Origin of the sequence: Nocardiopsis baichengensis YIM 90130 (genome assembly GCF_000341205.1) — a bacterium.
In the GTDB taxonomy this organism is placed as follows: domain Bacteria; phylum Actinomycetota; class Actinomycetes; order Streptosporangiales; family Streptosporangiaceae; genus Nocardiopsis_A; species Nocardiopsis_A halophila.
In genome coordinates this window covers 1-22,227 of the sequence record NZ_ANAS01000016.1, presented here as the reverse complement: position 1 = coordinate 22,227, position 22,227 = coordinate 1, and the positions used below count along the sequence as shown (strand labels likewise).

The 22,227-nt window shown below is 74.7% G+C and carries 18 protein-coding genes and 1 riboswitch; of the genes, 7 read left to right on the top strand and 11 right to left on the bottom strand.

Annotation, left to right across the window (positions count from 1 at the left end; translation table 11 throughout):
• Window positions 1-36 precede the first annotated feature (36 nt).
• Complete coding sequence (locus C892_RS0114535; protein ID WP_017557808.1) at window positions 37-2,535, top strand: primosomal protein N' family DNA-binding protein; 2,499 nt, start codon at window positions 37-39, stop codon at window positions 2,533-2,535.
• Window positions 2,536-3,624: 1,089 nt separating this feature from the next.
• The gene (locus C892_RS0114530) at window positions 3,625-4,404 is read left to right on the top strand and encodes a nucleotidyltransferase domain-containing protein (protein WP_017557807.1); all 780 of its coding nucleotides are present in this window, start codon (window positions 3,625-3,627) and stop codon (window positions 4,402-4,404) included.
• A 66-nt stretch (window positions 4,405-4,470) separates the two neighbouring features.
• On the opposite strand, the gene C892_RS0114525 is transcribed toward C892_RS0114530, so the two are convergent.
• The 3 genes from C892_RS0114525 to C892_RS0114515 form a co-directional block, all read right to left on the bottom strand.
• On the bottom strand, window positions 4,471-5,028 hold the full coding sequence (locus C892_RS0114525; protein ID WP_017541941.1) for a DinB family protein: 558 nt from the start codon (window positions 5,026-5,028) through the stop codon (window positions 4,471-4,473).
• The gene (locus tag C892_RS0114520) at window positions 5,025-5,765 is read right to left on the bottom strand and encodes an SAM-dependent methyltransferase (protein WP_017557806.1); all 741 of its coding nucleotides are present in this window, start codon (window positions 5,763-5,765) and stop codon (window positions 5,025-5,027) included. Before C892_RS0114520 ends, C892_RS0114525 begins: the two co-directional genes overlap by 4 nt.
• Before the next feature lie 533 nt (window positions 5,766-6,298).
• Complete coding sequence (locus C892_RS0114515) at window positions 6,299-7,642, bottom strand: aminotransferase class V-fold PLP-dependent enzyme (RefSeq protein WP_017557805.1); 1,344 nt, start codon at window positions 7,640-7,642, stop codon at window positions 6,299-6,301.
• 97 nt (window positions 7,643-7,739) lie between these two features.
• A riboswitch (SAM riboswitch) is annotated at window positions 7,740-7,865 on the bottom strand.
• 305 nt (window positions 7,866-8,170) lie between these two features.
• Here C892_RS0114515 and C892_RS0114510 point away from each other — a divergent pair.
• The 5 genes from C892_RS0114510 to C892_RS0114490 all read left to right on the top strand — a co-directional run bounded on the left by C892_RS0114510 (window position 8,171) and on the right by C892_RS0114490 (window position 14,168).
• Window positions 8,171-8,545, top strand: a complete 375-nt coding sequence (locus C892_RS0114510; protein WP_017557804.1) for a DUF3870 domain-containing protein — start codon at window positions 8,171-8,173, stop codon at window positions 8,543-8,545.
• Between the two features lie 7 nt (window positions 8,546-8,552).
• On the top strand, window positions 8,553-9,950 hold the full coding sequence (locus C892_RS0114505) for a CaiB/BaiF CoA transferase family protein (protein ID WP_017557803.1): 1,398 nt from the start codon (window positions 8,553-8,555) through the stop codon (window positions 9,948-9,950).
• Window positions 9,947-11,137, top strand: a complete 1,191-nt coding sequence (locus C892_RS0114500) for an acyl-CoA dehydrogenase family protein (protein ID WP_017557802.1) — start codon at window positions 9,947-9,949, stop codon at window positions 11,135-11,137. The genes C892_RS0114505 and C892_RS0114500 overlap by 4 nt, the downstream gene beginning before the upstream one ends.
• A gap of 66 nt (window positions 11,138-11,203) precedes the next feature.
• Complete coding sequence (locus C892_RS0114495; RefSeq protein WP_017541935.1) at window positions 11,204-11,668, top strand: nitroreductase/quinone reductase family protein; 465 nt, start codon at window positions 11,204-11,206, stop codon at window positions 11,666-11,668.
• A 1,237-nt stretch (window positions 11,669-12,905) separates the two neighbouring features.
• Window positions 12,906-14,168: a DUF418 domain-containing protein gene (locus C892_RS0114490; protein ID WP_017557801.1), complete on the top strand. Its 1,263-nt coding sequence runs from the start codon at window positions 12,906-12,908 to the stop codon at window positions 14,166-14,168.
• Window positions 14,169-14,433: 265 nt separating this feature from the next.
• Here the strand turns inward: C892_RS0114490 and metK are convergent, their stop codons facing one another.
• The 8 genes from metK to C892_RS0114450 form a co-directional block, all read right to left on the bottom strand.
• A complete protein-coding gene (gene metK / locus C892_RS0114485) occupies window positions 14,434-15,627 on the bottom strand; it encodes a methionine adenosyltransferase (protein ID WP_017557800.1) in 1,194 nt (397 codons plus the stop codon).
• Window positions 15,628-15,989: 362 nt separating this feature from the next.
• Window positions 15,990-17,219: a bifunctional phosphopantothenoylcysteine decarboxylase/phosphopantothenate--cysteine ligase CoaBC gene (coaBC, locus tag C892_RS0114480; protein ID WP_275041825.1), complete on the bottom strand. Its 1,230-nt coding sequence runs from the start codon at window positions 17,217-17,219 to the stop codon at window positions 15,990-15,992.
• Between the two features lie 42 nt (window positions 17,220-17,261).
• Entirely contained in the window at window positions 17,262-17,528 is a 267-nt protein-coding gene (rpoZ, locus tag C892_RS0114475; protein WP_017541929.1) for a DNA-directed RNA polymerase subunit omega, read from the bottom strand.
• Window positions 17,529-17,597: 69 nt separating this feature from the next.
• Window positions 17,598-18,194, bottom strand: a complete 597-nt coding sequence (gmk, locus tag C892_RS0114470) for a guanylate kinase (RefSeq protein WP_017557799.1) — start codon at window positions 18,192-18,194, stop codon at window positions 17,598-17,600.
• Between the two features lie 279 nt (window positions 18,195-18,473).
• Window positions 18,474-18,794, bottom strand: coding sequence for an integration host factor, actinobacterial type (gene mihF, locus C892_RS0114465; RefSeq protein ID WP_017541927.1), 321 nt, complete (start codon window positions 18,792-18,794; stop codon window positions 18,474-18,476).
• A gap of 507 nt (window positions 18,795-19,301) precedes the next feature.
• Window positions 19,302-20,000: an orotidine-5'-phosphate decarboxylase gene (pyrF, locus tag C892_RS0114460; protein WP_017557798.1), complete on the bottom strand. Its 699-nt coding sequence runs from the start codon at window positions 19,998-20,000 to the stop codon at window positions 19,302-19,304.
• A gap of 262 nt (window positions 20,001-20,262) precedes the next feature.
• Window positions 20,263-21,231 (bottom strand): dihydroorotate dehydrogenase, encoded by a 969-nt coding sequence (locus C892_RS0114455; protein WP_017557797.1) that lies wholly within the window; start codon window positions 21,229-21,231, stop codon window positions 20,263-20,265.
• A gap of 54 nt (window positions 21,232-21,285) precedes the next feature.
• Window positions 21,286-22,185, bottom strand: coding sequence for a dihydroorotate dehydrogenase electron transfer subunit (locus C892_RS0114450; RefSeq protein ID WP_017557796.1), 900 nt, complete (start codon window positions 22,183-22,185; stop codon window positions 21,286-21,288).
• Window positions 22,186-22,227 lie beyond the last annotated feature (42 nt).

Sequence of the window (22,227 nt, the reverse complement as noted above, 5' to 3'; positions counted from 1 at the left end):
CGGGAGCGTCACAGGGCTCTGGTAAACCTGGTCACGATGGATCCGCAGACCGAGCCCGGGGAGGGGCTCCTCTTCGACGTGCCCCAAGCCGAGTCGGCCGCCGACGCGACGGGCGGACCGGCCGCGCCGAAGACCGCGACGACCGCTGCGAAGTCGGGCTCCACGGCCGCGTCCAAGACGAAGAAGGGGCCCAAGAAGCGCACCCCCGCGGACGACCTGCCGATCGCCCGGGTGGCGGTGGACACGCCCCTGCCCCACCTCGACCGCCTCTTCGACTACCAGGTCCCCGCGGAGATGGCCGACGACGCCGTGCCCGGCTGCCGCGTGCGCGTCCCCTTCCACGGCCAGGTGCTGAGCGGGTTCCTCATCGAGCGCGTGGCCGAGTCCGAGTTCACCGGGCGCCTGGCCTACCTGTCGGCGGTGGTCTCCCCCGAACCCGTGCTCACGCCGGAGATCCGCGGCCTGGCCCGCGCCGTCGCCGACCGCTACGCGGGGACCTTCAGCGACGTGCTGCGCCTCGCCGTGCCGCCGCGACACGCCCGGGTGGAGAAGGAGAAGCGCCCCCGGGAGGAGGCTGAGGAGGCCGCGGACGAGCCCGTGAGCGCTTCCGCTTCCCATGAGGGTTCCGCCACCGAGCAGGCGGTGGGTACCGACGCCTTGCCCGCCGAGGACGGGCGCTCCGAGCCCACCGAGGCGGAGGCGGCCGCCGATGGGCCGCCCGGCGGCGAGGACGGTCCTGCCTCGGGCGTCGCGGCGGACACCGCCGACCCCGTGGCGGAGTCCGTGGAACCTGCGAGCGCGCCCGCCGCCGAGTTCTCCCCCGAGCCCGACACCGAGGCCGAACCCGGCGACCACACCGACGGTCCCGGCTCCGGCCTCCCTGCCACGGAGGCCGGACACGCCTCTCCCTCCGCCTCCTCCCCTGCGGAGGCCCCGGCTTCGCCGGACGGCCCCGCCGCCGACCCCGGCCCCTGGGCCGACTACCCGGCCGGCCCCTCCTTCCTCGCCGCGCTGCGCGACGGGCGCGCCCCCCGGGCCGTCTGGTCGGCCCTCCCCGACCCCGGGTGGGACGACGCCATCGCCATCGCGGTCCGCACCACCGTCGACGCCGGGCGCGGCGCCGTGGTGGTCGTCCCCGACAAGCGGGACGTGGCCGTCCTGGACGCCGCGCTCACCGAGCGCCTGGGCCCGGGGCGGCACGTCGCCCTCACCGCCGAACTCGGCCCGGCCGAGCGCTACCGACGCTGGCTCGCCGTCCTGCACGGGGAGGCGTCCGCCGTCGTCGGCACCCGCGCCGCCATGTTCGCCCCCGTCCACGACCTGGGCCTGGTGGTCCTGTGGGACGACGGCGACGACGTGCACGCCGACCCGCACGCGCCCTACCCGCACGCCCGCACCGTGCTCACCCTGCGCGCCCACCGTGCCGGGGCCGCCGCGCTCATCGGGGGCTTCACCCGAACCGCGGAGGGCGCCCGCCTGGTGGAGTCGGGGTGGGCCCACCCCCTGACCGCCGACCGGGAGACGGTGCGCCGCCGCGCCCCCGCCGTCCGGGCCTCCGGCGACGACTTCGAGCTGAGCCGCGACGAGGCGGCCCGCGCCGCCCGCCTGCCCCACCTGGCGATGCGCGTCGCCCGGGAGGCGGCCGCGCACGGTCCGGTCCTGGTGCAGGTCCCCCGGCGCGGCTACCTCGCCTCCCTGGCCTGCAACCGGTGCCGCGCCCACGCGCGGTGCGGCTCCTGCCAGGGGCCGCTGGCGCTGCGCAGCGCGCACGCCGCCCCCTACTGCCGGTGGTGCGGGCGGATCGCGGGCGACTGGCAGTGCGAGGAGTGCGGGCACGCGCGCGTGCGGGCCTCGGTGGTGGGCGACCGCCGGACCGCCGAGGAGCTGGGGCGCGCCTTCCCCTCGCTCCCCGTGCGCACGTCGGGCCGGGACGAGGTGCTGACCTCGGTTCCGGAGCGCCCGGCGCTGGTGGTGGCCACGCCCGGCGCCGAGCCGGTGGCCGAGGGCGGGTACGCCGCCGCGCTGCTGCTGGACGGCTGGGCGATGCTGGGCCGCGCCGACCTGCGCGCGTCGGAGGAGGCGGCGCGGCGCTGGTTGACGGCGTCGGCTCTGGTCCGCTCCGCCGAGGAGGGCGGGCGCGTGGTGGTGATGGCCGACGCGTCGGCGCCGGCGGTGCAGGCGCTGGTGCGCTGGGACCCCTCCGGTCTGGCCGAGCGGGAGCTGGAGGAGCGCCGCGAGCTGGGGTTCCCGCCGGCGGTGACGATGGCGTCGGTGACGGGCGCGCCCGCTAAGGTGCGCGAGCTGCTGGACGGGCTGGCGCTGCCGGAGTCGGCGGAGGTCCTGGGGCCGGTGCCGGTGGAGGCGGGCGGTCCGGGGCCGAAGCCTGAGGAGACGCCGGAGCGCGCCCTGCTGCGGGTTCCGCACGCCGACGCCTATGCGCTGACGAAGGCGCTCAAGGCCGCGGCGGCCGCCCGCAGTATGCGTCGGGAAGAGCACCTGGCCCAGGTCCGGGTGGACCCGCTGCAGGTGGTCTGACGTAGGGCGCCCGAAGGCCTCCTTTGACATGACCCGGCGGGCGCCGCCATCTGCCGGACTCACTCGCGAGACGCGGCAGCCGAACAGTCCGATCAGCGCGGAAGGCCGACTCTGCGATGCCAGAGCGCTGTCCTTTCCGGCCTGGCGTCCGCTGCGATTGCTCAGCGCCGCGAGTATGCGCCAGAGCCACGTAGGCGGCGCCACAACCCGGAGCATGGTCGCCTCCCCGATGCTGCCTCTGATGGCGGGCTCGGCCTTTCAGGTCGTGTCCGCTGGCGTGGTGGAACTCTCCGGGCCCCGGCCGCCCGCATCGACACCCCCGTTGATCTCGGGAAAGTCGGGGTAATACTCGCCGGTATTACCCCGACTTTCCCGAGATCAACGACAAGGAAGGGGTGCGCACCCGGGGCGGGGACGCCGACCACGCCGCGGCGGTCGCACCGCTCACAAGGACGCGGCCGAAAGTTCCACCACTCCAGCGGACACGACCGCCTTTCAGCACTCAGAAGCCGTCCGATGCTCATCGGAGTTCGGTGAGCGCCACAGGGCGAGTACTGAAAGACGAGCACTCCGGTCAGAGCCCGTCGGTCAGCACCGAGGGATCCGCTACGCCTATGCGGCTTTTCCCACTGCGCCCGCTCCGGTCCAGGCGCGCCTTCATCCGAGTCATTTCCATTCTTCGGTACGGGCTGCTCTGATCACATCAGCGGAGTCGGGCGCGTCCGGCCCGGCTCCTCCGTCTCTCAAGCTCGCACTCGATATCGGCCAGCAGCTTCCTGTTACCGATGAACGCGGCCTCACGATTCAGGACCGACAGGAGCAGACTCTGCAGCGAGCACCCCTGTTCTCGTGCCTCCTCCGCAAGTGCGTCACGGACGCCCTCCGGAACATCTCTGACAGTGGCCATGACTCCCGTGCACGCTCCCATGCACGCCTTATAGCCGCTCCGGGCACGCAGCGCACAATCCATTTGCGCATCCCCCTTGCGCCCCTGCTACGTTGCTCTACTTCCCACCCGCGGGAGGTCCCCGGTGCGGGGCGCCGCACCCTGGACGGCGGCCCGATCCCCGGGCCGCGGGAGGTCGCACGTTGAAGCACTCAAGCCCCGAATTCGCCGAGCTCGCAGAGAAGGGCACCGTCCTGCAGTGCCTGGTCGGTTCGGGGGTCCACGGCATCACCGTCTCCGACCAGGACGACCGCGACGAGATGGGGATCTGCGTCGAGCCCCCGGAGTACGTCATGGGGCTGCGCTCCTTCGAGCAGTACATCTACCGGTCCCAGCCCGAGGGCGTCCGCTCCGGGCCCGGCGACCTCGACCTGACCGTGTACTCGCTGCGCAAGTGGATGCGCCTCGCCCTGGACGGCAACCCGACGGTGCTGCTGCCCCTCTTCGTCCCCGAGGAGGAGATCGTCCGTGCCGACCTGCTCGGGCGCGAGCTGCGCGAGGGCGCCGACCGCATCCTGTCCCGCCGGGTCGGCGACCGCTGCCTGGGCTACCTGCGCGCCCAGCGCGACAGCCTGCTCGGCCGGCGGGCCGGGCGCCACACCAACCGCCCCGAGCTCATCGACCGGTACGGCTTCGACACCAAGTTCGCCTACCACATGGTGCGGCTGGGGGTGCAGGGCGCCGAGATCCTGGAGACCGGCCGCCTGACCCTGCCGATGCCCGAGCCGTGGGCGTCCTGGCTCCGGGAGCTGCGCCGCGGTGAGCACACGATGGAGGAGGCCTTGGAGGCCGCCGACGAGCAGGAGGCCCGTCTGCAGCGGCTCCTGGAGACCTCGCCCCTTCCCGAGGAACCGGACCGGGACCGGGCCGACACCTGGCTGGTCGAGGCGCACCGGCGGCACTGGGCCGAGCGGGGGCTGTGACCCGGGGCCCGGGGCCGCCCAGGGCGTGCACGCGCGCGTGCCGGGGTCGTCCCCGGGCCGGTCGGGTCAGACCGCGTCGCGCACGTGCGCCGGGTGGGCGCGGTACAGATCGCGCAGCAGCGCCACTTCGGCACCGTGGTGCATCACCTCGCGGTTGACGTGCAGGGCGAGCACCGCGAAGGGCAGGTCGGCCCACTGCTCCGGCTCGGCCGCGCCCACGGGGGCGGCGAAGTCCTCGGGGGCCTTCGTTCTCACCCCCGCGCACCAGGCCCGGTAGGCCGCGTCCAGGCGCGCCAGAGCCTCCTCCGCGCCGCCCGGCCATGCGGCGTCGGCCAGGGAGAGGGTGCCGTCGCCGAAGTGGTGGTCCACCCGCAGCTCCAGCACGCCGACGATGATGTGCCCGAGCCGCCAGGCGAGGGTGGTGAAGGGCGGCGGGTCCGGTTCGGGCCAGTCCCAGTCGGCGGCGAACGTGCCGTCCGGGCGCGGGCGCACCGACCAGCACGGTTCGACCGGTTCCCAGAAGAACTCGTCGTCGCCGAGGCCGTCCAGCCGGGGGCGCAGCGAGGCGTCCCAGTAGAACTCCAGCTGGCCGAGAACCTCGGTGGGCCAGTCGAGCGAGGTCATCGGCTACCGTCCCTCCTGCCCACGGCCCCGGCGATGCCGCTGCCCTCGGCGGCGACCTCTTCGTCGGGGTAGGGCCACCACGTGATGTCGGCCAGTCCGGGCTCCAGCGGCGCGAACGGGGCGAGCGCGCGCGCCGCACGGTCGTGCCGCCGCTCCTCGGGGAAGGTGGCGAGCACGTGGCCGCCCGGCCCGAGGGCGTCGTGCAGCGCGGCCAGCAGGGCGGGGGCGGGTCCGGGTCCGCCGGTCCCGGGGGCGGTGTCGAGCAGCAGAACGCAGACGGGCTCGTCGAAGTCGACGAGCCCGCACGTTCGCAGCCGCTCCACCAGGGTGTGCGGCGAGGAACAGGACAGGGACACCACCGGCGCCGCCGCCCGGTGCGGGGAGGCGCCGGCGTGCAGGGCGGGGCCGTTGGAGGCGTCGGCGTAGAGGGCGCGCACACCGGAGCGGCCCTCCCCCGCGGCGGAGAGGACCGCGTCGCAGGTGGGCAGTCCCGAGGAGAGGTCGACGAACTGGCGGACCCCGGCGTCGGCGGCGAGGTAGCGGGCGGCCCGGGCGGCGAAGGCCAGGCGGGTGCGGTCGAGCGGGTCGGCGGCGGACGCCGGTGGGGCCGGTGCGGCAGGTGGGGCGGCCGCCCGGAGCGGGGCGGGCCGGCCGTCCAGGCCGACAACACGGGGTCGGGGCACGTCGGGGATCCTGTGGTCCTCGACGATCGGCTGGGCCGGCCACTCATCAGTCACGATCGCGCTCCCGAAGTCCTTTGGCGATCGATGTTACCTGTTGTGAGGTAGGTCATTCACCCGGCGATAAATTCACCGAGAATGAACGGCTCTTTTCCGGATCGAGAGAGTTCGGCGCCGCTTCCGCCGACCGGATCCGGCGCGGCCTCGCACCGCGCCGCACGCGCGCGGAGGCACCCACCCACCTGCACGGATACCCGCCGACCGGCGGACTCCCCGCCCACTCGACCGCCCGCGGACCGGCATGCGCGCCCGCATCCCGCCGGTCGGGCCGTCACGGTCCGCGGCCGCCCGCCGGCGCCCGTCCGCCAGGGACACCCGCCCTATTTCGCACCCGGGAATCCTTGTTAGAGAAGTTTTGACCGAAGTCATCCCGAACAAGCCACCCGCGAAGATTGGGGCAGGAGTGAATAGGGGTCCCGCCCCGGACTCCGGTAGGAGGGTCGCCCTGTCATGGGGCCGTCCGGTGGACCTGCCCGGACCCGCAGTGGGCCTGCCGGTGGGCGCGCCGACCGACGCGCCCACGGCCCGGCTCACGCCTCGGAGGGCTCCACGGGGACCAGTCGGCCGGCGTCGTCGCGGTACTCCAGCCGCGGACCCCGGTCCGCGAGGGCGGCCACCGCGGCGACGAGGCGGTCGACGTGCTCCTCGGTGGTGCCCAGGCCGATGCTGGCGCGGACCGCCTGCCCGTGCCCCTCCGGCAGCAGGTACCGGGTCAGCGGGTGGGCGCAGAACAGCCCGTCGCGCACGCCGATCCCGTGCTCGGCCGACAGGGCCGCCGCCAGCAGCCCCGCCGGGACCCCGTCCACCACGAACGACACGATGCCCACCCGCGGGTGCCCGCGGTCCCACAGCGAGAGGTCGTGCACCCCCGGGACGGCCGCCAGCCCGGCCCGCAGCCGCCGCAGCAGCGCCTCCTCGCGGGCGTGCAGGCGCTCCTGGCCGGCCTCCTGCAGGGTCCGGCAGGCGGCGGCGAGCGCCACCGCGCCCAGCACGTTCGGGCTGCCCGCCTCGTGCCGCGCCGGCAGGTCGTTCCAGCGCACGTCCGCGTCGGTCACGTTGCCGGTGGCACCTCCGCCCGCCAGGTAGGGGGCGGCCTCGCGGAGCCAGTCGGCGCGCCCGGCCAGCACGCCCGACCCGAACGGGGCGTAGAGCTTGTGCCCGGAGTAGGCGACGTAGTCGGCCCCGGTCTCGGCCAGGTCGAAGCGGCGGTGCGGCACGTACTGGGCGGCGTCCACCGCGATGCGGGCGCCTTCGGCGCGGGCCGCCTCGGCCAGCTCGCGCACCGGCCAGATCTCGCCGGTGACGTTGGAGGCCGCGGTCACGCACAGCAGCCGGGGCCCCTCCGGGGCGGCCCGCAGCGCCTCGCGCGCCGCGCGCACCGCCTCCTGCGGGCTCCGCGGCAGCGGCAGGCGCACCACCCGCCCGGCCCGGCTCCCCTGGTGCTCCCAGGGCAGCAGGTTGGCGTGGTGCTCGGCGGCGAAGACCACCACCGTGCACCCCTCGGGCAGGCAGCGCGCCAGCAGGTTGAGGGCGTCGGTGGTGCCGCGCACGAAGACCAGCGCGTCGTCGTCGCGCACCCCGGTGTACCGGGCGACGGTGCGCCGGGCCCGCTCGTAGGCGGCGGTGCTGACCTGCGACAGGTACCCGGCGCCGCGGTGCACGCTGGCGTAGAGCGGCAGCGCCTCGTCCAGCTCGCCGCGGACCGCCTCCAGGCAGGGCGCGCTGGCCGCGTAGTCGAAGTTGGCGTACTCGGCGGTGCCGCCGGAGGCCAGCGGCACCGACAGCCCGGTGCCGAGCACGGCGGGCGCGTCGGCGCCGCACGCACGGGCGGCGGGGACGGCGGAGGGGGCGGGGTTCTCGGCGACTGCGGTCATCACTGCTCCTCAGGGGTCATCGGGACCCCGAGGAGCCGGGAGCGTCCCCGCGCGGCGGCATCGGCGCACGGCGGTGTCTCCGGCTCGAACCCGCGGGGGTCCGCGCTTGCCTGACACGTTGCGTCCATCGGTCGTGTCTCGACCTGGTCCTCACCCGGGGCACCCCACCGCGGTGGAGGGTTGCCGGCCAGCAAGCCGGGGCTTCGCGCTGGCGCTCATGACCTATGCGGGACTATAGCGCACCGTGTCCGGTTCTGCGCAAGGCGGGGCCGTGGTGACGGTGTCGGCGCGGAGGAGCCGGCCCGGGGTCCGGTCGACGGGATGCGCCTGGACGTCGACGGGATCGCCGATCCCCCGCCTCCGGCACACGGCCGCACCGCAGCATTGACAGCGGTGCACCGGTTGCGGGGATACTTGGACGACTGCCCTCCCGCTGAGGGCGCCCTGCCTTCCCAGGTCGCCCTGCCAGGCGCGAGACTCCAGCCCTACGGAGCCTCATGCTGCCTGGAAACGGAAAGGGCCCACACCGTGCACGGTCACGACCACACGCGCGCTCTGCTCGCCGACCCCGACGTCGTCCTCGTCTCGGGGTACGCCCGCCTGCCCGACGCGGTCGCGAGCCATTCCCAGTACGAGCGCCTCGGCGTGGTGCTCGCCGTCAACGTCACGGACGGGCGCATCGTCGCCGCCGACACCACGCTCCTCACCGACCTGGCCAAGCAGTTCTTCCGCGCGCTCGTCGAGGGCCTGTCGGTCACCGAGGACCTGCCCGAGATCTCCGAGCGCGTGCGCACCCGCTACGCCGGCCAGTCCGGCGCCGCCCTGACCACGGCGCTGCGGCGCTGCCTGGAGACCTACCACCAGCTGCGCGAACAGCGCGGCGGCGAGCAGCCGACCGAGTGAGCGAGGGATGAGCCCGACGAACCGCACCGACGCACACGACGAGCACGAGTCCGACCGCGGTCCCGGCAGCGGCGGCCGCACTCCCGACGGCGGCGCGCGACCCGAGGCGCCGGCCGACGGGGCACCGCAGGCCCAGGGCCCCCTGGCCGGGGTCCGGGTGGCCGACCTGTCCCGGGTCCTCGCCGGCCCCTACGCCACCATGCTCCTGGCCGACCTGGGGGCCGAGGTGGTGAAGGTGGAGCACCCCGGGCGCGGCGACGACACCCGCGCCTGGGGCCCACCCCACGCCGGCGGGGAGGCCGCCTACTACCTGGCCGTCAACCGCGGGAAGCGGAGCCTGGCGGCGGACGTCAAGGACCCCGCCGGGCGGGCGGCCGTACAGGAGCTGTGCGCCCGCTCCGACGTGGTGATCCAGAACTTCCGCCCGGGCGTGGCCGAGCGCCTGGGCCTGGGCTACGCCGAGGTCCGGGAGCGCAACCCCGCCGTGGTGTACTGCTCCATCAGCGGCTTCGGCCCCGAGCACACCCCCGCCGACCGCCCCGCCTTCGACGTGCTCGTCCAGGCCGAGAGCGGGCTGATGGGCATCACCGGCGAGCCGGACGGCCCGCCCTCCAAGGTGGGCGTGGCCATGACCGACGTGCTCTCCGGCCTCAACGCCGCGGTGGCGATCCTGGGGGCGCTGCTGCGCGCCCGCACCACCGGGCAGGGCGAGCACGTGGAGGTCTCGCTCATCAACTCGGCCCTGTCGGGCCTGGTCAACATCGCCCAGCAGGCGCTGGTCACCGGCGCCGAGCCGCCGCGCATGGGCAACGCCCACTCCACCGTGGTGCCCTACCAGGTGTTCGGCACCGCCGACGCCGACATCGTGGTCGCCGCCGGCAACGACGGGCTGTTCCAGCGGCTGTGCGAGGTGCTGGGACGCCCCGACCTGGGCGCCGACCCGCGCTTCGCCGGGAACCCGGACCGGATCCGCAACCGGGACGCGCTCATCCCCCAGCTGGAGGCCGAGCTGCGGGCCCGCCCCGCCGCCGAGTGGCTGAAGCTGCTCCTGGCGGCCGGGGTCCCGGCCGGGCAGGTGCGCGGCCCCCTGGACGCGGTGCAGGCCGCCCAGTCCGCCGGGGACGACGTGCTGGTGCGGGTCGACCACCCCACCGCCGGGCCGCTGGACACCGTCCGCGCCGGGTTCCGCCTGGCCTCGGGCGCGGGCTCCGGCGTCGCGGACGGCGCCCCGCCCCTGCCCCCTCCCCTGCTCGGCCAGCACTCCCGCGAGGTCCTGGCCGGGCTCGGGCTGGCCGAAGAGGACATCGCGGCCATGATCGACCGCGGCGCGGTGCACCAGAGCGCCCCCGGCGCCGGGCCGGCCGAGACCCCCACCGATGACGACGGAAGGACGGACCACCGATGAGCGACCAGCGCAAGGCCGCGGCCCCCGACCCCCGCGACTTCCTGGCCCTGGACCGGGAGCTGACCGGCGAGGAGCGCGACATCCGCGACACCGTGCGCGCGTTCGCCGCCGACGAGCTGCTGCCGAACGTCGCCGACTGGTACGAGGCCGGGACCATCCCGGACGCCCGCGGCCTCGCCAAGCGGCTGGGCGCCCTGGGCGTGCTGGGCATGCACCTGGAGGGCCACGGCTGCGCCGGCGCCGGCCCGGTCGCCTACGGCGTGGCGTGCAGGGAGCTGGAGGCCGTCGACTCGGGCCTGCGCAGCTTCGTGTCGGTGCAGGGGTCGCTGGCCATGACCGCGATCCACAAGTTCGGCTCCGAGGAGCAGAAGGAGCAGTGGCTGCCGCGGATGGCCGCCGGGGAGGCGATCGGCTGCTTCGGGCTGACCGAGCCCGACTCCGGCAGCGACCCCGGATCGATGCGCACCCGCGCCCGCCGCGACGGCGACGACTGGGTGCTCGACGGCACCAAGATGTGGATCACCAACGGCTCGGTCGCCGACGCGGCGGTGGTGTGGGCCGCGACCGACGACGGCGTCCGCGGCTTCCTCGTGCCCACCGGCACCCCGGGGTTCACCGCCACCACCGTCCGGCACAAGCTGTCGCTGCGCGCCTCGGTCACCTCGGAGCTGGTGCTGGAGGGCGTGCGGCTGCCCGGCTCGGCGCTGCTGCCCGGGTCGCGGGGCCTGGGCTCGCCGCTGTCCTGCCTGAACGAGGCCCGCTACGGCATCGTGTGGGGCGTGGTGGGCGCGGCCCGCGCGTGCTACGAGTCGGCGCTGGAGTACGCCGCCACCCGGGAGCAGTTCGGGCGGCCCATCGGCGCCTTCCAGCTCACCCAGCGCAAGCTGGCCGACATGGTGGTGGACGTGAACCACGCGCAGATGGCGGCGCTGCGGATCGGGCGGCTGAAGGAGGAGGGCGCCTGCCACCACAACCACGTGAGCTTCGGCAAGTTCGCGAACGTAGCCGCGGCCCAGCGGGTGGCCCGCACCGCCCGGTCGGTGCACGGCGCCAACGGGATCACCCTGGAGTACCCGGTGATGCGGCACATGGCGAACCTGGAGACGGTGGCCACCTACGAGGGCACCGAGGAGATCCACGCGCTCAGCATCGGCCAGGCGGTGACGGGGCTCTCGGCGTTCCGGTGACCCGCGAGTAGCCCCGGCCCCGGCCCACCCAGCACAATGGTCGTGAGCCGAACGAGGGAGAGGTCGATGGGGAACGACACCAAGCAGTTCCGGGCCACGAAGGTGCGGCGCGTCTTCGACGCGAGCATGTCCGGCCTGGTGAAGTACGGGCTGGGCCCGTCCTCCACGAGACTGCTGACCACCCGCGGACGCTCGACGGGCTTCCTGCGCTCGACCCCGGTCGACCTGGTCGAGAACGAGCAGGGCCGCTTCCTCGTCGCCCCTTACGGTGAGGTCGGCTGGGTGCGCAACATCCGCAAGGACGGCTTCGCGACGCTGCGCCGGGGCGGGTGGATCGAGCTGGTCAGCGTGGTCGAGGTGGGCGCCGAGCGCGCCGCGCCGGTGCTGCGCGAGTACATGGACCACCCCCGGGTCGCGGTGGTGGGCCCCTACTTCAAGGCCGCGCCCGACTCGCCCCTGGAGTGGTTCGTCGACGAGGCCGCGGACCACCCGGTCTTCGAGATCGTCCGAAGCACCACCGTGCGCCTGTGAGGCCCGCGACCGACGGGGGCGCCCTTCGCTGAGGGGCGCCCCCGTCGCCGTGTTCGGCCGGCGTCCGGACCGGGGTCCGCATGTCCCCCGGTGAGCACCACGGCAGGCCGTGTCCGCTCCCGTGGCGCGGTCTCCCTCCGCCCGGTCCGGTACGGGCGCTCCGCGGCCACTCCTTCGCAAGGCGGCCGGCGGCCGCCGCGGGCCTCCGGCCAGAGCACACGCCTTCGTGGATCGGCCGAAGGCCGCCGGTCGCGTCCGTTCGTGCGGTGGAGCTCTCGGCGGCCCTGAGCGCCTCCTTCCGGGCGGCCTCCCCCTGCCCGAACACGGCCGGCGCGCCGGTCGGGCCGCCTTCAGGGCGGCTGAGCCCGGAGCCGAGCCCGGATCAGGGTGCCAGGACCGCGCGGTTCCGGGCGAAGGGAGATGGCGCCGCTCCCAAGGGCGCGGCCCGGGCGGCCTTCGGCCGCCCGGTGAAAGGCGCTCACAGCCGCGGGAAGTGACTCCGCTTCAACGCCTCGCCGATGGATCCGCCCCCGCTTCCCGCGGCGTTGCCCTCTTCGGTCAGCCGCCGGTCCAGCGCCTGCGCCCGGGCGGTGCGAGGGACCGCGCCTCATCGAACCCGCGCCGCCGGCGCCCTCACGTGGTGGCGGGCCCCTACGCGCATCCGGGTCGTGTCCGCTGGAGTGGTGGAACTGTCGGCCGCGTCCTTGTGAGCGGTGCGGACGCTGCAACGCTATCGGCGGCCCCGCCCCGGGTGCGCACCCCCTTCCTTGTCGTTGATCTCGGGGAAGTCGGGGTAATACCGGCGGGTATTACCCCGACTTCCCCGAGATCAACGGGGGCGTCGGTGCGGGCGGCGGGCAGTGCTCCCGGGGGCGGCCGGGGTCCGGAGGGTTCCACCACGCCGGCGGACACGCCCCCACCGGGCGCCGCTCGGACAGCGGCCGACCGGCGCCGGGGGACGGCGTCCGCTGAAGTGGTGTCGCCTCCGTCCGACCGGTTCGGCACGGTCGTCGCGGATCGGAGGCGGTCCTCTCCCGCCCTCGCCGGGATCAACGGCGGCAGGGGCGCCGCGGTCGGTCGTGACGGCCGTCCGATCCCGCCCGGTTCCTACGTCCAAGGATGTAGGCGGAGTCGCCGCGACGCAGGAGGTCCTCGGCGCCCTCCGGCCGCCACTCTGGTCGGAGTGCGGGCCGGGACCGGTCCGCCTGGCGCGGACGACGGGGAGAGGACACGACGGATGGGGACGAGCAGCGGACCGCGGACCGAGGCCGGGAGCGGGGTCCGAGCCGATACCGGCGGACCGCAGGCGGCGCCTGGGCAGGGGGAGGCGCCCCAGGGGGCGGGGCGCCTCCCCCTGCTCGATGTGCTCCGGGGCCTGGCGATCCTGGGCACCCTCGGAATGAACGTCTGGATCTTCACCGCCCCCGGCGCGGAGCTCAGTGCGCTGTCCATGGAGGCGCCCACGCTGGCCTCGGTCACCGCCGACCCCTCGCCCGGCACCGTCGTGGAGGCCCTGTTCCGCCTCACCGCGAACGGAACGTCGCTGGCGCTGCTCACGCTGCTGTTCGGCGCCGGGCTCGCGGTGCAGTACCGCTCCGCGCACAAGCGCGGCCTCCCCTGGCCGGGCCCCTACAAGTGGCGTGCGCTGTTCCTGTTCGCCGAAGGGCTGGTGCATTTCACCCTGGTGTTCGCCTGGGACGTGCTCATGGGGTACGCCGTGACCGCGATGGCCGCGGCGTTGCTGCTGGCGCGCGGACGGCGTGTGCGCGCGGCGGCGGCCTGGGCCGCCGGCTCACTGCACGTGGCGGCGATGGCGGGGGCCACCGCCCTGATGGTGGCGGCGGGGGCCGTCGGCGAGGACGGCGCCGGCGGCCCCGACCCGGGTGCGGTCCGCCTCTACGCCGAGGGCGGGTACCTGGAGCAGGTGGCGGTCCGCCTGGAGAACGCCATGGTGCTGCGGATCGAGCCGGTCATGACCTTCGGCATGATGCTCACGCTGTTCCTGTGCGGAGTGGCCCTCTTCCGCGCCGGCGCGTTCGGCCCGGGGGCGCAGGGGCGGCGGCTGCGGGTCCGCCTGGCGGTGTGGGGGCTGGGGGCCGGAGTTCCGATGAAGGCGGCCGCCTCCTTGATGGGCGGCGACGGGTTCCTCATCGAGCGCTATGTCGCGGCCCCGGTGGTGGCGCTCGGCGTGGCGGGGCTGGTCGGCCTGGTGCTGGACCGGGCCCGGCGCACCGGTCCGGTCACGGCCGCGCTGTCGAACCTGGGGCGCACGGCGCTGAGCGGCTACGTGCTGCAGAACGTGATCGCCATGGTGGTGTGCTACGGCTTCGGCCTGGGCCTGGCCACGCGCTTCGCGGGAACCGGCCCGTGGTGGGTCATCGCCCTGTGGGCGGCGATCAGCGCGGTGCTGCTGGCCGGGAGCGCCCTGTGGCTCCGCCGTTTCCGCCACGGCCCGCTGGAGGCGGCCCAGAAGGCGGCCCTGTCACGCGTCGCCCGCTGACCCCCGGTCGCGTCGCGCGCTGTCGCATCGGGGAACGCCGTGAACGCCAGGCCGGCCGCCCCAGGGGGCGGTCGGCTCCCCTGCGTGCATCCCTCGTGGTGGAATCACCACTATCGGCGCCCTGACGTGGCGTTTTCACCACTATCGATCACCGTCCGGGGCCGGGAACCGCGGGCGGGCACGGACGAGGGGTCCACCTCCCCAGTGGGAGGTGGACCCCTCGGTCGCCTCTGCGCCGGGGCCTATTGGGCCCCTATGAGGGTCCTCAGGCGCCGACGGCGGACTTGAGGGCCTCGGCGCGCTCGGTGCTCTCCCAGGTGAACTCCGGGACCTCGCGGCCGAAGTGGCCGTAGGCGGCGGTGGCGGAGTAGATCGGGCGCAGCAGGTTCAGGTCGCGCACGATCGCCGCCGGACGCAGGTCGAAGACCTCGCGGACGGCCTTCTCGATGACGTCCGGGGCCACCTGCTCGGTGCCGAAGGTCTCGATGAACACACCGACCGGGGCGGCCTTGCCGATGGCGTAGGCCACCTGGACCTCGGCGCGCTCGGCCAGGCCGGCCGCCACGATGTTCTTGGCGACCCAGCGGGTGGCGTAGGCGGCCGAGCGGTCCACCTTGGACGGGTCCTTGCCGGAGAAGGCGCCGCCGCCGTGGCGGGCGTAGCCGCCGTAGGTGTCCACGATGATCTTGCGGCCGGTCAGGCCGGCGTCGCCCATCGGGCCGCCGATCTCGAAGCGGCCGGTCGGGTTGACCAGGAGCCGGTAGTCGTCGGCCTCCAGGCCGTACTGCTTGACGATCGGCTCGATGACGTGCTCCTTGATGTCCGGCGTCAGGAGCTCGTTCATGTCGATGTCGGGGGCGTGCTGGCTGGACAGCACGACGGTGTCCAGGCGCACCGGGGTGGTGCCCTCGTACTCGACGGTGACCTGCGTCTTGCCGTCGGGACGCAGGTAGGGAACGGTGCCGTCGTGACGGACCGCGGACAGGCGCTGGGACAGCGCGTGGGAGAGCTTGATCGGCAGGGGCATCAGCTCGGGGGTCTCGCGGTTGGCGTACCCGAACATCAGGCCCTGGTCGCCGGCGCCCTGGCTGGCGAGCTTGTCCTCCTCGTTCTCGACCCGCGCCTCGTAGGCGGTGTCGACGCCCTGCGCGATGTCGGGGGACTGCTGGTCGATGGAGACCGAGACCCCGCAGGAGTCTCCGTCGAAGCCCTTGGCAGAGGAGTCGTAGCCGATCTCAAGGATCTTCTTGCGGACGATGTCGGGAATGTCCACGTAGGTCTTGGTGGTGACCTCACCGGCGATGTGCACCTGCCCGGTGGTGATCAGGGTCTCCACGGCGACCCGGCTTGCGGGGTCGTCCTTCAGCATCGCGTCGAGGATCGCGTCACTGATCTGGTCGGCCATCTTGTCGGGGTGGCCTTCGGTGACGGACTCGGAGGTGAAAAGGCGACGGGACACGTAAGTGACTCCTTGCAGCGGCTGCTGGCTGACAGTTGTCTCTGTTCGGTCGGCGTCCGCCGGGGCTGGTGGGTGACCACCGGCGATTACCGACCCACGGGGTTGGTTTCTCGGTCCACTGTAGTGGTGCCCTCCCCGCCGCACCCGGGGCGCGGGGGGTTCATGGGGCCGCCACGACCGTTCCGACGGCGGCACGAAACCGTCGCCCATCCATGGAACGCCCACTTCAGACGCCCCTGGACACATTGTGACGTAAGCCACATAAAAAGTTCTAGAGGCGGTTCCGATCATGCCTCTGCGCTGGGGTTTTCGTAGCGTACAGCGAAACGGCTTGCCCGCGGCGCAACACAGGAGAGGCCGTGTCAGGTCGCTGTGAGGCGCTCGGCCACCAGGTCCCAGACGCGGTCGGCGAGATCGGTCTTGGGGCCCATCGGAACCTCGGTGGAACCGCCCTCGGCGCTCAGCACGACCGCCTGGTTCTCCTCGGTGCCGAAGGCCCGGCCGCCCCCGACCCGGTTGACCACGAGCAGGTCGCAGCCCTTGCGGGCCAGCTTGGCCCGGCCGTTGGCCAGCACGTCGTCGGTCTCGGCGGCGAACCCCACCACCACCTGGCCCTCGCGGGCGCGGTCGGCGGAGATCTCGGCGAGGATGTCGGGGTTGAGGGCCAGCTCGAGGGGGTCGGGCCCGGCCCCGGTCTTCTTGATCTTGCTCACGGCGCCGGTCGCGGGGCGGAAGTCGGCCACGGCCGCGGCCATCACCACGGCGTCGGCCTCCTTGCGGGCCTCCAGCACGGCCCGGTGCATCTCCTCGGCCGACTCCACCGGCACGACCTCGGCCCCGGCGGGCGCGGGCAGGTCGGTGTTGGCCGCGATCAGGCGCACGTGCGCGCCGCGCGCCGCGGCGGTGGCGGCCAGCGCGTGGCCCTGCCGCCCCGAGGAGCGGTTGCCCAGGTAGCGCACGGGGTCGACGGCCTCGCGGGTGCCGCCGGCGGTGATCAGCACGTGCCGCCCGGCCAGGTCGGCGGGGGCGGGGCCGCGGCGCAGCGCCGCGCGGGCGGCCTCGAACAGGGCCTCGGGGTCGGGAAGGCGGCCGCGGCCGGTGTCGGCGCCGGTCAGGCGGCCCGAGTCGGGGGTGAGCACGACGGCGCCGCGCGAGCGGAGCGTGGCGACGTTGGCGCGGGTGGCCGGGTGCTCCCACATCTCGGTGTGCATGGCCGGGGCGAAGACCACCGGACAGCGCGCGGTGAGCAGGGTGTTGGTGAGCAGGTCGTCGGCCAGCCCGTGGGCGGCCTTGGCCAGCAGGTCCGCGGTGGCCGGGGCGACGAGGACCAGGTCGGCCCCCTGCCCCAGGCGCACATGCGGCACGTCGTGCACGGAGTCCCACACGCCGGTGGCCACCGGGCGGCCGGACAGGGCGGCCCAGGTGGGCTCGCCGACGAAGCGCAGCGCATCGGCGGTGGGGACGACGCGGACCCGGTGGCCGGTCTCGGTGAAGCGGCGCAGCACCTCGCACACCTTGTAGGCGGCGATGCCGGCGCCCACCCCCAGGACGACCTCGGGCGCGTCGATTGCGGATTCTTCAGGTGCGTTCACGGTCGGACTCTAGCCGGGGGCCGGGGCCCCCGCGCCACTGCCTCAGCTGCCCTCGTAGGGCTCAGCGGTGAGCAGGCCCGACTTCACCTCGCGCAGGGCGATGGAGAGCGCCTTCTCCTGAACCTGGGTCTCGACCAGCGGGCCGACGTACTCCAGCAGGCCCTCGCCGAGCTGGGCGTAGTAGGCGTTGATCTGCCGGGCACGCTTGGAGGCCATGGTGACCAGGCTGTACTTGCTGTCGACGAGCTCGAGGAGGTCGTCGATCGGCGGGTTGGTGATGCCTTCGGCGACGGGCTCGGTACCAGCCACGTGGGTTCCCCCTGGACGGTCGTCGGCCCCCGTCGCCGGGGGCCTGGTGGTCGGTGCGGGCGCCGGATATCACACTTTCGGCGCCTGGATCAAGGCTAGCAGCTCGTCACGGACGTCCTCGACCGACGTGTTGACGAGCGTGGCGTCGAACTCCTTCTCGGCCGCCATCTCGGTGCGCGCGGCGTCGAGCCGGCGCTGGACCACCTCGGGGGCCTCGGTGCCGCGGCCGGTCAGCCGCCGCACCAGCTCCTCCCAGGAGGGGGGCGCCAGGAAGACGTGGAAGGAGTCCGGCATGGTCGCGCGGACCTGCCGCGCGCCCTGCAGGTCGATCTCCAGCAGGACGGGGACCCCCGCGTGCAGCCGGTCCTCCACGGGCGCGCGCGGCGTCCCGTAGCGGTTGCCGGCGAACTCGGCCCACTCCAGCATCCGCCCGTCGGCGACCATGCGGTCGAACTCCTCGGGGCCGACGAAGAAGTACTCCACCCCGTCGGTCTCCCCGGGGCGCGGGGCCCGCGTGGTGACCGAGACCGACAGCCAGACCTCGGGGTGGTCGGCGCGGATCTTCTTGACCACGGTGCTCTTGCCGACCCCGGAGGGGCCGGAGAGGACCGTGAGCCGCCGGGCCGGGGCGCCGGCGTCGCCGGCGTCGATCGGGCTGGTAGGCACGTGGGGATCTAACTCTCGGTGCGGCGCTGTCGGACCCGGTCGGGCCGTGCCCGCGCACAAGGGGGCGGGCCGCCGGACCGGGGGTGATTGGTCTTTTATACCACCGCGCCGCGGCGCCTCCGGCCGTCCCGCGCCCCCTGCGGGGGCGGTGCGGACCGGGGGCGCCGCGGCGCTCACGGGGTCCTCCGCCGCACCGGCGGCCGCGGCGCGTGGCCGCGGCCGACCGGCGGACCCGTCGGGCGGTCCCCGCGGTGGGGAACCGCACAGTCGGCCGGGTCCTTACTCGGCGCCGCCGAATTCGCGCTCAAGGGCGGAGCGCTGGTTGGCACCCAGGCCGCGGACGCGACGCGACTCGGCGATGTTGAGGCGCTCCATGATCTGCTTGGCGCGGACCTTGCCGACGCCGGGGAGCGACTCCAGAAGCGCCGAGACCTTCATCTTGCCGATGACGTCGTCGGTCTGGCCGTCGGCGAGCACCTCCTTGAGGGAGACGCCACCGTGCTTCAGCCGGTTCTTGACTTCCGCGCGCTCTTTTCTGGCCTTAGCGGCCTTCTCCAGAGCCGCGGCGCGCTGCTCGGGTGTGAGGGGAGGAAGGGCCACGCCGGGTCACCTCGGTTTTCTCTCGTTTGTAGAGGGCGGACGCCTGCGCAAGTTAGTAGGTTCCGGGCCTGTTCGGCAACGCAAAGTGGCCCTTCAAGCGCTATTTCGTCCAACTAATTACTCCGTGTCATCATCCGATTGCGCACCGAGGTTGAAATCGGGACTTTTGGCCCGGTTGAGCACGGCGACGTCATCCCCGGACAGGCCCGTACTCCGGGGTCCGAGCCGGTCGCGGGCCCACCTGGCCATCGGCTTCCGGAAACCCGAATCCGAGTGACCGAATGTGACCGGATTCGGACACGGTGAGGAACGAGTGAGGGCCGGGTCCCGCCCCCGGAGGGACGGGACCCGGCCCTCACGGCCGTGCGGCGCCTGCGCAGGGCGCCCGGAACCGGGCCCAGCGGCCGCCGCGCTCCCCTGCCCCGCCGCCGCTCCGCCGCCCCTCCCGGGCGGTCCGCGGAAGCGGTGCGCACGGCGCCGCCGGCCGCCGGCCGGCGGCCCGCCGGCTCAGCCCACCGACTCGGCCCGGCGCACGTCCGCGGCGATCGAGGCCGCGGCCGCGCCCGGGTCGGCCGCGCGGGTGATCGGGCGCCCGATCACCAGCAGGTCCGCCCCGGCCGCCAGCGCCTCCTGCGGGGTGGCCACCCGGGCCTGGTCGCCGCGGTCGGCCCCCGCCGGGCGCACCCCCGGGGTGATCAGCTGCACGTCCGGGCCCACGTCCGCGCGCAGCTGGGCCGCCTCCTGCGGGGAGCACACCAGCGCGCCCGCGCCCGCCTCCACGGCCAGCTCCGCCAGCCGCCGGGCCGCGTCCGAGGCCGGGCCGCGCATCCCGATCCGGTCCAGCTCGGCGTCGTCCAGGGAGGTGAGCACGGTCACCGCGGCGATGGTGGTCTCCGGCGCCCCCTCCACCGCCGCCGCGATCATGTCCCTGCCGCCGGCGGCGTGCACGGTCAGGATCGACGGTTTCAGACGGGCCACGTTGCGCGCGGCGCCGGCGACGGTGGCCGGGATGTCGTGCAGCTTCAGGTCGAGGAAGACCGAGACCCGGTTGGCCCCCCGCACCGTGGTGATCACCTCGGGGCCGTAGCGCAGATAGAGTTCCAGGCCCACTTTGACCGTGCTGACGTGCGGGGCGACCGCCGACGCCCACCGGGCTGCGGTCTCGATCTCAGGTGCGTCGATGGCGACTGCGATGGGCGCGGCCACGATGCCTCTCCTTCACGTGCGTGTGTGGAACGTGCGTGCTGTACGGCCGGACCGGCCGCCCCCGGCGGAGGCGGCGCGGCCCGGTCCGTCGGGAACCGCACGGGCGCGCGGGCACTGCCCGGAGCGGTTCCCCGGTTCACCGGGTTCATGCATGTCCGCCCGCGGAGGGGCCGGGGCGGCCCTCAGGCGGCCCCAGCACGGCTCGGCGCCCCTCCCGGCCTCCCGGAACGACCGGTGCGTGTCGGGGCCGCCACGGGCTGTCTCAGGCCCTGCTCGGAGCATCCTGGCCGCCCAGAGGCGCCCCCATGGGCCGGTGCGCGGCGCCGATGACGTCGGCGACCCGTCCGATCCCGTGCTCGGTCAGGGCCTCCTCCAGCTCGCGCAGGATCCGCACGCAGGCCGAGGGGTCGTGGAAGTTGACCGTTCCCACGGCCGCCGCCGAGGCGCCGGCCGCCAGGAACTCCAGCACGTCGGTGCCGGTGCGCACCCCGCCCGTGCCGATGATCGGCAGCTCGGGCAGGGCGGCGTGCACCTCGTGCACACAGCCCACCGCGATCGGGCGGATCGCCGGGCCCGAGACGCCTCCCATGCCCCCGGCCACCGCCGGGCGCAGCGTGCGCGGGTCGATGGCCATGCCGCGGACCGTGTTGACCATCGACAGCCCGTCGGCGCGCGCCTCGGCGCAGGCCTCGGCCAGGGCCACCGGGTCGGGCACGTCGGCGGCCAGCTTGGCGAAGACCGGGACCTCGGAGCGGGCGTGCGAGCGCACCGCGTGCACCACCCGGGCGGCCTCGCGGGGGTCGTCGGTGAAGTGCCGCCCCTGGTCGGAGGGGTTGGCGCAGGACAGGTTCACCTCCAGGAACGCCACCCCGGGCGCCTCGGAGACCCGCCGGGCCAGCTCGGCGTACTCGGCCGCGCCCGACCCGGCCAGCGACACCCCGGCGCGGCCGCCGCGGGAGAGCAGCCAGGGCAGGTCGCGCTGGAGGAAGACCTCCACCCCGGGGCCCTGCAGCCCGGTGGCGCTGAGCATGCCGCTGGGCGTCTCGGCCACCCGGGGCGCGGGCCGACCGGCGCGCGGTTCGAGCATCACCGACTTGGTGATGACCGCCCCGAGCCGGGAGATGTCGAAGAACGCGGACAGCTCGCGCCCGGTGCCCCCGCAGCCGGCGGCGGTGAGCACCGGGTTGTCCAGCTGCACGGTTCCCAGCCGCGTCCTCAGGTCCGGGCTCATCCTCGGGTCCGCCTTCCTGGCAGTGGTGGTCGATCCGGGCGGCCGCCGGCGCCCTCACCCCGCCGCGCGGTCGGCCATGCCGTCGCCGGAGTCGGGGCGGGCCTTCCAGCCGGGCGCTCCCAGGGCGTCGAAGGGGATGGTGCCCGCGTCGTCGAAGCGGACCCGCTCGCCGCGGAAGACCGGCCCGTCGACGCAGGCGCGCACCATCCGGGTGATGCCGTCGTCGCCGACGACCGGGACCACGCACGACATGCACAGCCCGGTCCCGCAGGCCATCGTCTCCTCCACCGCCACCTGCAGCGGGATGCCGTGCCGGGCGGTGAGCGCGCCGACCTCGCGGAGCATGGGCATGGGCCCGCAGGCGTAGACCACGTCCGAGCGCGCCTCCTCGATCACCCGCCCCAGCGGGGCGGTGACCGGCCCGCGCACCCCGAACGAGCCGTCGTCGGTGGTGAAGGTCGCGGTCTCGGCCACCCGGCGCGCGGTGATCGCGCTGAACACCCGGTCCGCCGAGGCCCCGCCGAGCAGGAAGTCCACCCGGCAGCCCCGCCTCCGCAGCGCGTGCGCCAGCGGGAACAGCGGAGCGCCCCCCGAGCCGCCGCCCACCAGGGCGCAGTTGACCGGGTCGCGGGGCAGCGGGAAGGGCCGGCCCACCGGCCCCACCACGTCGAGCAGGTCGCGGGAGCGGCGCTCGGACAGCCAGGAGGTCCCCGGCCCGCGCACCGCGAACAGGAACTCCACGGTCCCGCCGTAGTCGGGCTTGACGTCGTGCACCGCGAACGGGCGCCGCAGCAGCATGGCCGAGGCCTCCCCGCCCACCGCCACGGCGACGAACTGGCCGGCCCGGAAGCGCTCGGCGATCTGCGGGGCGACCACGGTGATCGCGTAGTAGGCGTCCACCCGGCGCACCGACAGCACCGGGCACCGGATCTGCACCGGACCGTAGTCGCTCAAACCTGACCGTCCTGCCCTGTTCACCCGCCGGGCGGCCCCGGG

Coding starts and splice junctions, on each gene's coding strand:
- C892_RS0114535 (WP_017557808.1), top strand. CDS start 37: ATGGATCCGCAGACCGAGCCCGGGGAGGGGCTCCTCTTCGACGTGCCC.
- C892_RS0114525 (WP_017541941.1), bottom strand. CDS start 5,028: ATGACCTCGCTCGACTGGCCCACCGAGGTTCTCGGCCAGCTGGAGTTC.
- C892_RS0114515 (WP_017557805.1), bottom strand. CDS start 7,642: ATGACCGCAGTCGCCGAGAACCCCGCCCCCTCCGCCGTCCCCGCCGCC.
- C892_RS0114505 (WP_017557803.1), top strand. CDS start 8,553: ATGAGCCCGACGAACCGCACCGACGCACACGACGAGCACGAGTCCGAC.
- C892_RS0114500 (WP_017557802.1), top strand. CDS start 9,947: ATGAGCGACCAGCGCAAGGCCGCGGCCCCCGACCCCCGCGACTTCCTG.
- C892_RS0114495 (WP_017541935.1), top strand. CDS start 11,204: ATGGGGAACGACACCAAGCAGTTCCGGGCCACGAAGGTGCGGCGCGTC.
- C892_RS0114490 (WP_017557801.1), top strand. CDS start 12,906: ATGGGGACGAGCAGCGGACCGCGGACCGAGGCCGGGAGCGGGGTCCGA.
- C892_RS0114455 (WP_017557797.1), bottom strand. CDS start 21,231: ATGAGCCCGGACCTGAGGACGCGGCTGGGAACCGTGCAGCTGGACAAC.